This is a genomic window from Pseudoclavibacter soli DSM 23366, assembly GCF_000423505.1.
GTDB classification, from domain to species: domain Bacteria; phylum Actinomycetota; class Actinomycetes; order Actinomycetales; family Microbacteriaceae; genus Pseudoclavibacter_A; species Pseudoclavibacter_A soli.
The window spans coordinates 486,706-501,501 of sequence record NZ_AUIC01000003.1; the positions used below are offsets into that span (position 1 = coordinate 486,706).

Here is a 14,796-nt window from a genome sequence, read left to right on the forward strand (position 1 = left end):
CGCGCGCACTGCCAATCCGTACAACTCGAATCGGATCGTCTTGCACGATAACTACACAGGTCGGCCGACCGGCCGCCGGTAGACTCGACACCGTTCGACAAGCGAGGAGACCCCGGTGTCCACAGACCACTCAACCCGAGACAGCTCGGCCGAGAACGTGCCGTCGACCACGGCCGACCGCATCTCAGACCTGACCGATCGCTACCGCGAGGCGGTGGTCGCGCCGGCAGCACGGGCAGCCGAGAAACAGCATGCCCGCGGCAAGAAGACCGCTCGTGAGCGCATCGAAGAACTGCTCGACGCAGGCTCCTTCGTTGAGCTCGACGCCTATGTTCGCCACCGCACCCACGCCTTCGGTATGGACAAAAACCGCCCGTATGGCGACGCCGTCGTCGTCGGCACCGGTACGGTCAACGGTCGCCAGGTGGCGGTCTACAGTCAAGACTTCACCGTGTTCGGTGGCTCACTCGGCGAAGTCGCCGGTGAGAAGATCGTCAAGGTGATGGAGCTGGCGCTCAAGACGGGCATTCCGGTCGTTGGAATTCTCGACTCGGGCGGCGCACGCATTCAAGAGGGCGTGATCGCACTGTCGAAGTACGGTGAGATCTTCCGACTGAACACCAAGTCGAGCGGCGTCATTCCGCAGATTTCTGTCGTGCTCGGCCCAGCCGCAGGCGGCGCGGTCTACTCCCCCGCGCTCACCGACTTTGTGATCATGGCCGACAAGACCAGCCACATGTTCGTCACTGGCCCTGATGTGATCAAGACGGTCACCGGCGAAGATGTCTCCTTTGACGAGCTGGGCGGTGCGCTCACGCACAACAAGATTTCGGGTGTCTCGCATTACCTCGCCCAAAATGAAGAAGACGCGCTCGACTATGCTCGAGCCCTGCTGAGCTACCTGCCGGCCAACAACCTCAACGACCCGCCGGTGTATGCAGCCAACGCACAGCTCGAGATCACCGACGTCGATCGCCGTCTGAACCAGCTCATCCCTGACTCGACCAACCAGCCATACGACATGAAGACGGTCATCAAGACCATCGTCGACGACGGCGAGTTCCTCGAAGTGCAGGCGCTGTTCGCTCCCAACATCGTGATCGGTTTCGGTCGCGTCGAGGGGCACAGCGTGGGCATCATCGCGAATCAGCCTGCCGCGATGGCGGGCACGCTCAACATCGACGCCGGTGAGAAAGCTGCCCGCTTCGTGCGCTTCTGCGACGCGTTCTCGATTCCGATCATCACCCTGGTCGATGTGCCCGGCTACCTGCCCGGCACCGATCAAGAGTGGACCGGCGTGATTCGCCGTGGTGCGAAGCTCCTCTATGCATACGCTGACGCCACGGTGCCGCTGATCACCGTCATCACGCGCAAGGCGTACGGCGGTGCCTACATCGTGATGGGCTCCAAATCGATGGGGGCCGACATCAATCTCGCCTGGCCCACCGCAGAGATCGCCGTGATGGGCGGTCAAGGCGCGGTCAGCATCCTGTATCGGCATGAGCTCAAAGCCGCCGCTGAGCGTGGCGAAGACGTCGAGGCCGTGCGTGCGCGCCTGGCCAACGAGTACACGTACAACGTGGCCAGTCCCTTCCTCGCCGCGGAGCGTGGCGAACTCGACGGAGTGATCGAGCCAGCAGCCACTCGTATCGAGATCACCAAGGCACTGCGCACCCTGCGCACCAAACGCGACAGCCGCCCGGCCAAGAAGCATGGGAACATCCCGCTGTGAGCACCACACGAAATCACACAGCGGCCGACTACCTGCGTCACATCGAGGTGGTGGCCGGTTCGCCATCGCCCGAAGACCTGGCGGCAGTGGCAGCCGCACTCAGCATCGCCGAGCGCGAGCGCCACGAGTGGCTTGAGCAGCGCTCTCGCCTGCTGGCTCCTGCTGACCCCACGTGGCGTCAGCGGGAGCGCACCGCGCGCCGAGACCGCCAGCTCTACTAACCCACTTCGACGTGCGGCTCAAACGTCGCGCGAACGCACCAGCACCAAGGCGATGGCACCGGTGCCGACCACCCAGGCCGCAAGCCCTGAGAAGCCCTGGGTCACACTGAGCCCGTCGGCGGTGCCGCCGAGGCTCTCTGGCAGCGCGAGCGTCATGATGACATCACCCAAGTTTGAGGGCAGCCAGTCAGAGACCGTCTGCGCCCAGCTGATATCGAATCCAGACATGATCGCCAGCACGACTGGCACCACGAGCACGAGCCCCAGCGCAATCGAGACTGCACCGGCAGTGCTGCGCACAATCACGCCGATATGCGCAGCGATCAGCGCGAGCGCAGCGAGGTAGACCCCGGCACCGATGATCGCACGCCAGGCATCGGCATCGAGACCGACCTGATCGGGCAGCAAGCTGTGCAGCAGGGCGGCGGTGATCAGATAGCTGGCCAGCGCCGAAACCGCACCCAGCACGAAGAGCACCGCGGCAAGCACCAAATCTTTGGCCAGCAGGGCCGGCCAGCGTTTTGGCACCGCCAAGAAGGTCGAACGAATCGCCCCAGTGCTGTACTCACCAGTGACGACTAGAGCGCCGAGGATGCTCACCACCAGCGCGCCGAAACTCACGCCGCTGGTCGCGATCATGAACGCCTGCGCCTGCTGCTCGGCTGCGGTGCCACCTCCAAAGAAGCTGGCACCCACGTCTTCGCTGCCCAGTGAGAATGCGACCAGCGCGCTCATCCCGACGACCAGGGTGACCATAATCGACAAGGTCCACCAGGTGGATCGCACCGTCCAGAGTTTGGTCCACTCCGAGCGGAGCACACCAGTGAAGCGCAGGCGGATGGCTGATCCAGCCGGTGAGGTGGGTGCGGGGGCAGCGTGACTCATCGATCGGCTCCATTCGCGGTCTGGGCACTCGGGTCGGCGTACTCGACCTGGCCGTGGGTGAGATTCAGGTAGGCCTGCTCCAGGGTGATCTCGACGGTGTGCAGCTCGTGCAGAGCCCAGCCACCTCGTGCAGCAGCCTCGCCCACCGCCGCAGCGTCAACACCATATGCGTCGAACCCTCCGTCAGGGCTTGGTGTCACTGTGGCACCGTCTTGCTGCAGCGCAGCAGCCAGGTGGTCGGCAGCGGGCGTGCGCACGTGCACATGACTCTGGCCACCGGCAGCGATGACCTCGCGAACCGGCGCGTCGGCCAAAATGCGCCCGCGACCCAGCACGATCAAGTGGTCGGCCGTCTGTGCCATCTCGCTCATCAAGTGGCTCGACAGCAGCACGGTGCGCCCACGAGCGGCCTCGGCACGCAGCAGCTGACGAATCCAGACCACGCCATCGGGGTCGAGACCGTTCACCGGCTCATCGAGAATGAGGGTCTGCGGATCGCCCAGCAGTGCCTGAGCAATCCCCAGCCGCTGGCTCATTCCCAAAGAGAAGCCGCCGGCTCGGCGCCCACGCACACTCGTCAGACCGGTGATCTCGATCACTTCGTCGACGCGAGCGGCCCCAATGCCATGTGTGGCGGCCAGAGCACGCAGATGCGAGCGTGCACTTCGACCACCGTGCACGGCTTTGGCGTCGAGCAGCGCGCCCACCTCATGCAGTGGCGCGGCATGCTGCACATATGGGCGACCGTTGACGGTGGCCGTGCCCGCATCGGGTTTGTCGAGCCCGAGAATCAATCGCATGGTGGTCGATTTTCCGGCGCCGTTCGGCCCAAGAAACCCAGTCACCACTCCTGGGCGCACTGCGAAGCTGACATGGTCGACGGCCGTGCGATCACCATATCGTTTGGTCAGATCGTGCACTTCAATCACAATGCGGCTCCTCTGTTCGGCTCAGCGGCCAGGTCGGTCTTGGTCGGTCGGGTCAATCTCGATCACGGTCAGCTCGCCGATGTCGACCGGGCGACCCGCCGTGTTCGCACCGCGAAAACTTGCTTTGGTCTGTTCGACCAGCCGATGACTCTCGCGAAACAGGCGCCATCCGGCGGCCCAAATCGCCACGATCACCACCAGCGCCAGCAGCGAAATGCGCCACCACGCGAATGGGCCGGCGAATGCTGCGAGAAGGGTCACTGCGGTGACTGCCAGCCAGCTCACCGCATCGGCCCAGTCCAGCCCGCCGCGAGCGCGGCGATCGGGGCGCAGCCAGATCAGCACGGCCAGCACGATGAGGCCGGCGAACAGCAACGGCGCGCCAACGCCAAGCACCAGCACCTGCCAGCCGCTCTCGACGAAGAACCCGCCGCCGAAGAACAGCAGCACTGGCAGCAGCGCGACCAGAAACGGCTGCGCTCGGGAGATGACGGTCAGGGCCTTCATGGCGTCAACCCTACCGGGTCGAGCTGGCCGCCTCTCGAATGAATGAGGCGACAGTCTCGAAATGGTGACTGTGCGGAAACAAATCGAAGGCCTGCAGCCCGGCGAGGCGATACCCCTGGTCGGCGAGCGCTCTGGCATCGCGGGCAAGCGCCACCGGGTCACAGGCGACATACACAATCTGCGCAGGATGCAGGGCGACAAGATCGCCGATCACTTTCGTTCCAGCGCCCGAGCGTGGTGGATCCAACACAACCAGCGATTCGCGATACATCGTGGCCGAGGCCTGCTCGCGCTCCCGTTTCAGAAACTGCTCCGTGCTCTCGCCACGGGTGTCGAGTCGGTCGAACTGCTGGGCGTTCACCGCGGCCAATTCGGCCGCTCGCTCATCGGCTTCAACAGTGGTCACCGACATGCCCGCACGAGCCAGCCACGCACCGAACATGCCCACCCCGCCATAAAGATCGAGATGCGGCGCGTCAACGCTGATACGCGAGACATCGACGGCTCGAGCGACCGCGTCGACCAAGGTGTTCGCGGCGTCGCGATGCACCTGCCAGAACCCGGCCTCATCGACCAGCAGCTCGAGATCGTGCACGCGCCGGGTCACCGTCGCACGATGCCCACCGTCGAGCACGATGCGCGCGCTGTCGCCGTCGGTGACCAGCTGCACACGCTCGTGGCCTGCCCACCGTCGGCGGTGGGCATCGAGCGTCTCGATGGCAATACTCGCCAGCGGGAGGCGCTCAAGCGGCACCACCGTGTGGCTGCGCGCTGCGAAATGCCCCACGGTGCCGTCGTCTGCGACGTGCAGGGTCTCCCGGGTGCGCCAGCGCAGCCCCGGGCGCGCATTCGCGGGCAGCCCGGCGGGGTCGGTCACATCGACTGCCAGACCGTCATCAGCACTGTCGTCGCCGGTCGAGACCAGCCCAGCTTCGGCGCCGACTGCACGCACCGAGGTCGACAGCCCCTGCAACTGATCGTCAGTGAAGCGACCGATGCGCCGCAGTGCGTCGTCGAGCACCTGCTGTTTGAGCACGCGCTGGCGAGGCAGTGCGATATGCCCCAGATCGGCGCTGCCGACTCGCTGCTCGGGTGCGCGCGCGATCGCAGCCTCCGCCACGGGGTTCGGTCGCCGGTCGGCAGAGGCATCGAGCACCTCCAACGCCACCGCGCGAGCGAAACGCGGGCGGGTCTCGATCAGGCGCGCCCGCACCCGCTCGCCCGGGATGGCGCCCGAGACGAAGACGACGCGGCCTCCGTCACGGGCCACGAACACGCCTTGGTGGGCGACGCCGGTAATATCAAGGTCGACGGTCTCGCCGACACCGGGCAGGCTGGAGGAGGTTTCGGGATGCACGTCAACGACTCTAGCGGTTCGCCTCGGCGCACCGTGCCACTGCTGCTGGCCTCCACGTCACCGGCTCGACTTGCTGTGCTGCGCTCGGCCGGCATCGAACCAGAACTTCGCCCCAGTCACGTCGACGAAGATGCCGTGCTCGCCGAAGCACAGGTCTCTACGACAGCGCAGAAGGTGCTGGTGCTGGCACAGGCGAAAGCTCAGGCCGTGCTCAACGACGACGTCGATGCGCTGGTGCTCGGCGGCGACTCTCTGTTCGAACTCGACGGAGTGGCCCTGGGCAAACCACACACGCCCGAACGCGCCGTCGAGCGTATTCGTTCCATGCGCGGCCGCACGGGCATATTGCACTCCGGGCACTGGCTGATCGATCATCGCGGGGGCTCGCAGGTGGCCGAGGTCGGTGCCGTCGACACTGCCAGGGTGACGTTTGGTGATATCAGCGACGCCGAGATCGAGGCCTATGTGGCCACTGGCGAGCCGCTCGAAGTCGCCGGGTCGTTCACGGTCGACGGGCTCGGGCAGGCGTTCATCACCCGCGTTGAGGGCGCGCCCAGCTGCGTGATCGGCCTGTCGGTGCCGATGGTGCGCGACCTTGCGAGTCAGCTCGGGGTGAGTTGGCCACAGCTGTGGAACCGAGGCGAGACGGCGCTGTGACGCCCTCGCACATCCACCCGGCCTTGTAGGAGCACACGAAACCCGTGGAGGGTTTTTGTGCACGTGGCTGCACCGCCAGCGCACACCCCCACCGTAGGCTGGTGCACTATGAGCACACCTGTGTCGGCCGTCGAGCCTCGCAAGATCACCAAACTGCTGGTCGCCAATCGTGGCGAGATCGCCGTGCGCGTCATCCGCGCGGCCCGCGACGCCGGCATCGCATCGGTGGCGGTATATGCCGATCAGGACATCAATGCCATTCACGCCGGCTTGGCCGATGAAGCCTACGCACTCGGCGGCGACAGTGCCGCCGACACCTACCTCTCGATCGAGAAACTCATCTCGGTGGCACGACGTGCCGGTGCTGACGCTGTGCATCCCGGTTATGGCTTCTTGTCTGAGAACGCCGACTTCGCGCAGGCCGTCATCGACGCCGGCCTGATCTGGGTGGGTCCGCCACCGGCTGCCATCGTGGCGCTGGGCGACAAGGTCTCGGCTCGACACATCGCCGAGCAGGTCGGCGCTCCCCTGGCCCCCGGAACGGTCGACCCGGTCTCGAGTGCCGACGAGATCGTAGCCTTCGCTGAGCAGGTCGGCCTGCCCGTTGCAATCAAGGCAGCGTTCGGCGGCGGCGGCCGCGGTCTGAAGGTCGCGCACACCATCGAAGAGATTCCCGCGCTGTTCGAGTCGGCCACCCGTGAGGCAGTAGCTGCGTTCGGCCGTGGCGAGTGCTTCGTCGAGAAATTCTTGGTGCATCCTCGCCACGTCGAGACGCAGTGCCTCGCAGACGCACACGGCAACGTCGTTGTCGTCAGCACCCGCGACTGCTCGCTGCAGCGCCGCAACCAGAAGCTCGTCGAAGAGGCTCCAGCACCCTTCCTCACCGACGAGCAGCAGCACCGGCTCTACGAGGCGAGCAAAGCGATCCTGCGCGCCGCCGGCTACGTCGGTGCAGGCACCTGCGAGTTTCTGATCGGCCGCGACGGCACGGTCTCGTTCCTCGAGGTCAACACGCGTCTGCAGGTCGAGCACCCCGTCTCCGAAGAGGTCTCGGGCATCGATCTTGTGCGTGAGCAGTTCCGCATCGCCGAGGGCGGCGAACTTGACTACAGCGACCCCGAGCTGCGCGGCCACTCCATCGAGTTCCGTATCAACGGCGAAGACCCGGGCAACAACTTCCTCCCCGCACCGGGCGTGATCACCTCGTACCGCGGCTGCACTGGCCCCGGCGTACGCGTCGACTCCGGCGTGACCGGCGGCGATGTGATTTCGGGTGCCTTCGACTCGCTGCTGGCCAAGGTGATCATCACCGGCGCCACCCGCGAACAGGCCCTCGAGCGCGCACGCCGCGCACTCGCCGAGTTCGAAATCACCGGCATTCCGACCGCACTGCCATTCCACCGCGTGGTGGTCAACGAGCCCGACTTCGTGGCTGCCGACGGCGACTTCAAAGTGCACACCACCTGGATCGAAAACGACTTCGACAACCGCATCGCGCCATGGAGCGGCTCGCCCGCAGAGGCCAGTGTGTTCGACTCGCGCAGCCCGGTCGTACTCGAGGTGGATGGCCGCCGCATCGAGGTCACTGTGCCTGACGTGCTCATCCACGGAGACTGGGGCACCGCCAGCCAAGCCGCACCCAAGCGCCGCTTTCAGCCTGCCGAGGTCTCGGGCACGGCATCCAACGCAGTGACCACCCCGATGCAGGCCAGCGTCATCAAAGTCGACGTGACCGAAGGCCAGAAAGTACTCGAGGGCGACCCCCTGGTGGTGCTCGAAGCCATGAAGATGGAGCAGCCGATCACCGCCTCGCGCGCCGGCTACGTGCGCAACCTGCAGGCTCCGCTCGGGCAGACGGTCTCAGCCGGGCACGTGCTGCTGACCATCGAAGACGAGTAGCCTCCGCCCGCACACACAAACGCGCTGACCGCCCACGCAAATTCGGGTCGGTCAGCGCGTTTTTGGTCTCTGGTCTCAGCCCTTGAGCAGGTGCAGCGCCCGAGCGGCATCGGTGATCGCACCACTGAGCGACGGGTATACCGCGAAGGCATTGGCCACCTGATCGACCGTCAGACGCTGCTCAACAGCGAGCGCCAACGGGAAGATCAGCTCGCTGGCCTTGGGCGCCACCACGACGCCACCGATCACCGTGCCCGATTGCGTGCGGGCGAACAGCTTGACGAACCCGTCGGTGATGTTCTGCATCTTTGCGCGGGGGTTCTCTTCGAGGGGGTACTTGTAGATGACGCCCTGTGCGAGCCCCTCTTCGATCTGCGCCTGCGACCAGCCGACGGTTGCGATCTCGGGCGAGGTGAACACGTTGGAGGCCACGTTGCGCAATTTGATCGGCTGCGCGGCATCGCCCAATGCGTGGTACACCGCCGTGCGACCCTGCATATTGGCCACGCTGGCCAGTGGGAAGAAGTCGGTGCAGTCGCCGGCCGCGTAAATCTCAGGCACTGAGGTGCGCGCCACCCGGTTGACCTTCACATGGCCGGATGCCGTGGTCTGCACGTTCGCACCCTCCAGCCCCAGCCCGGCGGTGTTGGGGATCGAACCGACCGCCATGAGGCAATGACTGCCAACCACCGTGGTGCCGTCAGAGAGCGTGGCGATCACCTGATCGCCATCACGCACAACGCTTTCGGCGCGCGACTTGGAGAGCACATGCATGCCCTCGCGCAAGAACACCTCTTCGATGACCCGGGCAGCGTCTTCGTCTTGCCCGGGCAGCACGCGATCGCGGCTTGAGATCAGGGTGACCTCTGACCCCAGATGACGGAACGCACTGGCGAACTCGGCGCCGGTGACACCGGAGCCGACCACGATCAGGTGCTCTGGCAGCTCTTCGAGTTGGTACAGCTGGGTCCAGGTGAGAATTCGCTCGCCGTCGGGCATGGCGCTGGCAAGCTTGCGCGGGTGCGCACCAACCGAGATCACCGTGGTGTCGGTGTGAAACTCAGTGACCTCGCCATCGGCAAGGTCTGCGGCGACTGCATGGTGGTTGAGCAGTCGACCGGTGCCGTTGACGATGCGCACGCCCTGCTTTTCGAGGGCCGCTGTCATGTCGGCTGACTGCTTGCGCGCCAGATCGAGCAGACGACTGTTGACTGCTTTGAGATCGACTTTGTAGGTGGGTTCGACTGGGGTGTCAGAATCACCGACGAACACCTCGACGCCCAATGACCGCGCGGCCGCAGCATTAGTCATGGCCTCGGCCACCGCAATCAGCGCCTTCGACGGCACGACGTCGCTCAGCACCGCTGAACCGCCCACGCCAGAACGCTCGATCAGTGTCACATTGGCCCCCAGCTGCGCACCGGTGAGCGCCGCCTCGTAACCGCCCGGACCGCCGCCGATTACGACAAGGTCATGCTTCTCACCGAACTCATACGCCATTGCACTGTATTCCCATCCTGGTCGCGCACCGACCGGCCCGGCGGGCTGGTCTCACACGCGCCATCGCCTATCGTTACCAGTATGACAGCTCAGCAGTCTCCCTCTGACCCGTCTGCGGCGCTGGCTGCCCGAGCCGCCGCAGTTCTTCGCGAGGCCGCCGGTCTCGACAGTGTCGACCTCGCAGTAGTGCTCGGCTCCGGCTGGACCCAAGCCGCTGATCTGATCGGCACGACAGTGGCCAGCGTCGCTGCCGAGCAGCTGCCTGGCTTTCACGTCTCAGGAGTGCCCGGCCACTCAGGTCGCGTCACGGTGGTACGCAGCGCAGCCGGTCAGACCGTGCTGGTCATCGGCGCGCGCACGCATCTGTATCAAGGGCTCGGTGTCGACGCAGTCACTCACGGGGTGCGTGCAGCCGCTGCTTTGGGCGCACACGCTGTGGTGCTGACCAATGGATGCGGTGGCATCGACCCAGCGCTGGCCCCTGGCACACCCGTGCTCATCGCAGACCACATCAATCTCACAGGCGAGTCGGCGTTGCGCGGGCCGCGCTTCATCGACTGCACCGAGGTGTACTCCGCACGCCTGCGTAGCCTGGCTCGAGAAGTCGCGCCCGAACTGCCCGAGGGCGTCTACGCCCAATTCCGTGGGCCACAGTACGAAACCCCTGCGGAGGTGCGCATGGCGCGCACCCTCGGAGCCGACTTGGTGGGCATGTCCACCGCGCTTGAGGCGGTCGCAGCTCGCGCCGAGGGCCTTGAGGTCCTAGGCTTGTCGTTGGTCACGAACTTGGCAGCAGGCGTCTCCGCGACGCCGCTGAGTCACGCCGAGGTGATGGAGGCCGGCCGCAGCGCCGCCCCCGTGATCACGAAACTGCTCGCAGACATCGTTGGGAAGATCGCATGACGCAAGACCAGAACCCGTCGGCCGCTGAGGCCGAGGCCGAACTGCTGGAGCGTGCCGAAGCTTGGCGCGCCCAAGACCCGGATCGCCAGACCGCACAGCAGCTGGCCGATCTCATCGAGCGCACGGCGAACGGTGATGCGCAGGCAACCGCCGAGCTGCACGCACGCTTCGACCACCGCCTCGCCTTCGGCACCGCCGGACTGCGCGGAGAGATGGGCGCCGGGCCAGCACGAATGAACCGCGTGCTGGTCTCACAAGCCGCCGCAGGTTTGGCCGCCTACCTCGTCGAGCATGGCCCCGCCGGCGAGCGCCCCAAGCTGGTCATCGGCTACGACGGCCGCTACAATTCCGAAATCTTTGCTCGCGACACTGCCGAGCTCGCTCAGGCAGCGGGAGTCGACGCACTTCTGCTGCCGCGGGCCATGCCCACTCCGGTGACCGCCTTCGCGTTGCGCCATCTCGACGCAGCTGCGGCCGTCATGGTCACCGCCAGCCATAACCCTGGCGCAGACAATGGTTACAAGGTCTACCTCGGCGGAGCAGACGAGGGCTCTCAGATCATCAGCCCGGCCGACCAGCACATCGCCGCCCACATCGACGGCATCGCGCGAGACTTCACCGTCGACCAGCTGCCTCGGTCACAGGCCTATGTCGTGCTCGATGATGACGTGCTCGAGGCCTACGTGGCGCAGACCGCCGAGGCGATCGCTCGACGCGCACCGGGCGATGCCCGTGAGATTCCCTTCGTGTACACCGCCATGCATGGCGTGGGCTGGGAGACTGCACGGCTGCTGTTTGAGCGTCTGGGCATCACCGCTCCCGAGATCGTCGATGAGCAGATCGCTCCTGATCCTGATTTTCCCACCGTCTCCTTCCCGAACCCCGAGGAGTCCGGTGCGCTCGATCTCTCATTCGCCAAGGCTCGCGCCACGGGAGCCGAGCTGATCATCGCCAACGATCCCGATGCCGACCGTCTCGCTGTGGCCATCCCTGCGCCCGACACTGAAGCCGGCTGGCGCCGCCTGACCGGCAACGAAGTCGGCTGGCTGCTGGGCGATCTGCTGGCGAGCGAACACCCACAGGCCACGCCCGGTGCGCTTGCAGCATCTCTGGTGTCGAGCCCGTTGCTCGGGCGCATCGCCGCCCACTACGGTCTCACTCACGTCGAGACCCTCACCGGTTTCAAATACGTCAACCGCGTGCCGAACCTCGTCTTTGGCTACGAAGAGGCGCTGGGGTATCTCGTCGACCCCGAGCTGGTGCGCGATAAAGACGGCATCTCAGCAGCCGCGATCTTCCTGCTGCTGGCCGCCCGGTTGCGCTCACAGGGCGAGACCGTTGCCGCAGCGCTCGACCGTATCGGCGCTGAGTATGGTTTCGCCGCCAGCGACCAAGTGTCGCTGCGAGTGGCTGATGTCTCACTGATCGCGCAGGCAACGCAGGAGCTGCGCGACCAGCCGCCTACTCAGATCGCGGGCCGCACCGTCGAGCAGGCAGAAGACCTCGCCCACGGACTCGACGGGCTGCCCCCGGCTGATATTCTGCGGTACCACCTGAGCGATGGCTCACGCGTGATCGTGCGCCCGTCAGGCACCGAGCCCAAGCTGAAGATCTACCTCGACGTCTCAAGCTCTGCCGCCGATGCGGCGCAGGCTCACGCCGAGAACGCTCAGGCGTTGGCCGAGCTGGCCGCTTGGTGGCGGGAGCACCTGAGCCTCTGACTCAGTGCCGCTGGCGCAGTGCACCCGCGCAGAGCTCAGTGCACCCGAGCAGGCTCAGTGCACCCGCCGGGGCTCAGCGCTCGGCGCGTGCGAGGTCGTAGGCGGCGATGATGCGGTCGGCGAGGTCTTGGCGATCAGTTGCCGGAATGAACGCCGACTCTGCCGCGTTGAGCGTCAGCACAGCGAGGTCGTCGAGCCCGTACTCGAAGGCATCGGCTACCCGTGCCAGCTCTTGAGTGAGCGTGGTGTTCGACTGCAGGCGGTTGTCGACGTTGACGCTCACCTTGAAGTCGAGCTGGTAGAGCAGATCGAGCGGATGCTCGTCGAAAGGCCCCACCCACGCGCCGGTCTGCAGATTCGACGAGGGGTTCGCCTCGATGGCGATGCCTCGATCGCGCACCCACGCCGCCACATCGCCGAGCACGGCGATGGTCTCATCTGGATCGTCACCGTCAAGCAGCTCGATGTCGTCGAGCAGTCGAGTGCCATGCCCCAGGCGAAGGGCCCGAGCGTCGACGAGAGCCGACACAATCGACTCGATGCCGTCGGCCTCGCCTGCGTGCACGGTCACGGGGAAGAACTCTCGCGCCAAGTAGTCGAAGGCCTCTTGGTGCTGGCTGGGCGCAAACCCCAGCTCGGGGCCGGCAATGTCAAAGCCCACCACACCGGCGTCGCGATGGCGCACGGCAAGCTTGGCGATCTCGAGCGCCCGGTCGTTTTGCCGCAGCGCATCAAGCACCTGATTTGCCTCGATGTGGTAACCGTTGAGAGCCGCGTCACGCACGCCCTCCTCGAGCCCGGCAGCCACCGCCTCGACTGCCTCGTCGAGACTGAGCCCGGCACGCAGATGCTGTTCGGGAGCCCAACGCGCCTCAACATAGACGATGCCGTCGGCGACACTGTCTTCGACGAACTCACGCGCCACTCTGGCCAAGGCCTCGGCGCTCTGCATCACGCCGACCGTCTGGTCAAAAGTCGTGAGGTAGGTGGGCAGGTCACCCGAGTCGGCGCTGGATACGAACCAGTCGGCGAGATCATCGGGGTCGGTCTCGGGGAGCGGAAAGCCGGTCTGCTCGGCGAGCTCGACGATGGTCGCGGCGCGCAGGCCGCCGTCGAGGTGGTCATGCAGACTCACCTTGGGCAGAGAGACGAGGTCGACCCCGTCGACGATGTAAGACTCGGATGCGGGCTGTGCGGCGTTCATGGGAAAACTCTATCCGAGACCGCCGACAGGCGCGCCGCTTGCCGGCAGAGTTCGCCGTCACGTTACCCAATGGTGAGCTACAGCAGCCCGTCGTTGCCGGTCTGTCGCACCATCTCGACCATCTCTTTCACCCTTTGGGTGTTATCGCCGGTGGTCACCAGCAGCACGTCGTCGGTATCCACCACGACAAGGTCTTGCACTCCGATCAGCGCGATGAGGCGATCCGTCTCACTGACCAGCACACCGGTGCTGCCCTCGGAAAGCACCTGGGCATCCCCCAGAATCGCCAGGTTGCCCGGCTGATGACGCCGCACCTGTCGCGCCACGGCAGAGAAGTCGCCGACATCATCCCAGTCGAAGTGTGCCGGAATCACTGCGACCTGCCCACGGGCGGCCACCGGCTCGGCAACGGAATAGTCGATCGCGATGCGTGCGAGCGTCGGCCAGACGCGGTCGACGACTCGCTGTCGCTCATCAGTGTGCCAGGCCTCGGCGATCTCGGTCACCCCGTCGACCAGCGCTGGCTGTGTCTGGGCCAGCCACGCGAGAAGGTCAGCCGCACGGGCGACGAACATACCCGCGTTCCAGAGGTAGTCGCCGCTGCGCAGGTACGACTCGGCGACATCGGCACGCGGCTTTTCGACAAACTGCGTCACGGCATGCGCTGTGGTGCCCGCAGGCTCGGTCAGCGCCTCGGCGAAGCGAATGTAACCGAACCCCGTGGCCGGCCGAGACGGCGTGACACCGATGGTCACGAGACGTCCGGTTGCAGCGACCGACGCAGCATCCTGCAGGGCCGCCCGAAATGTCGGCTCATCACCAATCACATGGTCGGCGGGCAACGAGGCCATGATGGCATCCGGGTCATGTTGCACCAACAGCGCCGCGGCCAAACCGATCGCCGCGCTCGAATCACGAGGCTCGTTCTCCGCCACGATGTGTTCGGCGCTGACGTCGGGCAGCTGCGCTGCCACCGCCTCGCGATGCCGGCGACCCGTAACCACCAGCACATGATCGGCGCCGACCAGAGGCAGCACTCGATCAACTGTGGCCCGCAACAGTGAACGGCCGGTGCCGGTGAGGTCGAGCAGAAACTTCGGCTCGCTGGCGCGCGACAGCGGCCACAGCCGAGAGCCGACACCTCCGGCGGGGATGACGGCATACAGATGAGACGATGGCACAGAGGTCGCTGGCATGTGCGACACCATACCAGCGCGGGCTCGGCGACACCTGTCGGAAAAGTGTCTGTCGAGCATATATTTTTAGGCTCGCCTTACTCAC

The 14,796-nt window shown here is 65.7% G+C and carries 13 protein-coding genes; 6 read left to right on the forward strand and 7 right to left on the reverse strand.

The features are described 5' to 3' along the window. The first annotated feature begins 115 nt into the window (after nucleotides 1–115). Nucleotides 116–1,732: an acyl-CoA carboxylase subunit beta gene (locus G557_RS0102280; protein ID WP_051224161.1), complete on the forward strand. Its 1,617-nt coding sequence runs from the start codon at nucleotides 116–118 to the stop codon at nucleotides 1,730–1,732. Then, nucleotides 1,729–1,953 carry a hypothetical protein gene (locus G557_RS0102285; RefSeq protein WP_028244801.1) on the forward strand — a complete coding sequence of 75 codons (225 nt, stop codon included), beginning with the start codon at nucleotides 1,729–1,731 and terminating at the stop codon, nucleotides 1,951–1,953. The genes G557_RS0102280 and G557_RS0102285 overlap by 4 nt, the downstream gene beginning before the upstream one ends. Nucleotides 1,954–1,971: 18 nt before the next feature. On the opposite strand, the gene G557_RS11130 is transcribed toward G557_RS0102285, so the two are convergent. The 4 genes from G557_RS11130 to G557_RS0102305 are packed head-to-tail and all read right to left on the reverse strand — an operon-like array spanning nucleotide 1,972 to nucleotide 5,631. Next, nucleotides 1,972–2,838 (reverse strand): ABC transporter permease subunit, encoded by an 867-nt coding sequence (locus tag G557_RS11130; protein ID WP_051224165.1) that lies wholly within the window; start codon nucleotides 2,836–2,838, stop codon nucleotides 1,972–1,974. Next, nucleotides 2,835–3,767 (reverse strand): ABC transporter ATP-binding protein, encoded by a 933-nt coding sequence (locus G557_RS0102295; RefSeq protein ID WP_028244802.1) that lies wholly within the window; start codon nucleotides 3,765–3,767, stop codon nucleotides 2,835–2,837. Before G557_RS0102295 ends, G557_RS11130 begins: the two co-directional genes overlap by 4 nt. A 21-nt stretch (nucleotides 3,768–3,788) precedes the next feature. After that, nucleotides 3,789–4,274 carry a hypothetical protein gene (locus G557_RS0102300; protein WP_028244803.1) on the reverse strand — a complete coding sequence of 162 codons (486 nt, stop codon included), beginning with the start codon at nucleotides 4,272–4,274 and terminating at the stop codon, nucleotides 3,789–3,791. A 10-nt stretch (nucleotides 4,275–4,284) separates the two neighbouring features. Continuing rightward, nucleotides 4,285–5,631 carry a class I SAM-dependent RNA methyltransferase gene (locus G557_RS0102305; protein ID WP_051224168.1) on the reverse strand — a complete coding sequence of 449 codons (1,347 nt, stop codon included), beginning with the start codon at nucleotides 5,629–5,631 and terminating at the stop codon, nucleotides 4,285–4,287. Here G557_RS0102305 and G557_RS0102310 point away from each other — a divergent pair. Then, entirely contained in the window at nucleotides 5,626–6,288 is a 663-nt protein-coding gene (locus G557_RS0102310; protein ID WP_051224171.1) for a Maf family protein, read from the forward strand. The genes G557_RS0102305 and G557_RS0102310 overlap by 6 nt on opposite strands. 108 nt (nucleotides 6,289–6,396) lie before the next feature. Further along, the gene (locus G557_RS0102315) at nucleotides 6,397–8,187 is read left to right on the forward strand and encodes an acetyl/propionyl/methylcrotonyl-CoA carboxylase subunit alpha (RefSeq protein ID WP_036960322.1); all 1,791 of its coding nucleotides are present in this window, start codon (nucleotides 6,397–6,399) and stop codon (nucleotides 8,185–8,187) included. A gap of 75 nt (nucleotides 8,188–8,262) precedes the next feature. Here G557_RS0102315 and G557_RS0102320 read toward each other — a convergent pair whose 3' ends face one another. After that, nucleotides 8,263–9,687 (reverse strand): NAD(P)H-quinone dehydrogenase, encoded by a 1,425-nt coding sequence (locus G557_RS0102320; protein ID WP_028244807.1) that lies wholly within the window; start codon nucleotides 9,685–9,687, stop codon nucleotides 8,263–8,265. A gap of 81 nt (nucleotides 9,688–9,768) precedes the next feature. Here G557_RS0102320 and G557_RS0102325 point away from each other — a divergent pair, with 81 nt between their 5' ends. Together G557_RS0102325 and G557_RS11135 are read left to right on the forward strand one after the other, a co-directional pair. Continuing rightward, nucleotides 9,769–10,590, forward strand: coding sequence for a purine-nucleoside phosphorylase (locus G557_RS0102325; RefSeq protein ID WP_028244808.1), 822 nt, complete (start codon nucleotides 9,769–9,771; stop codon nucleotides 10,588–10,590). Next, a complete protein-coding gene (locus tag G557_RS11135; protein WP_051224175.1) occupies nucleotides 10,587–12,311 on the forward strand; it encodes a phospho-sugar mutase in 1,725 nt (574 codons plus the stop codon). Before G557_RS0102325 ends, G557_RS11135 begins: the two co-directional genes overlap by 4 nt. A gap of 73 nt (nucleotides 12,312–12,384) precedes the next feature. Here the strand turns inward: G557_RS11135 and G557_RS0102335 are convergent, their stop codons facing one another. Beyond that, entirely contained in the window at nucleotides 12,385–13,515 is a 1,131-nt protein-coding gene (locus G557_RS0102335; RefSeq protein WP_036960325.1) for an adenosine deaminase, read from the reverse strand. A 77-nt stretch (nucleotides 13,516–13,592) separates the two neighbouring features. Further along, nucleotides 13,593–14,711: a mannose-1-phosphate guanylyltransferase gene (locus tag G557_RS0102340; protein WP_028244810.1), complete on the reverse strand. Its 1,119-nt coding sequence runs from the start codon at nucleotides 14,709–14,711 to the stop codon at nucleotides 13,593–13,595. Nucleotides 14,712–14,796: the final 85 nt, after the last annotated feature.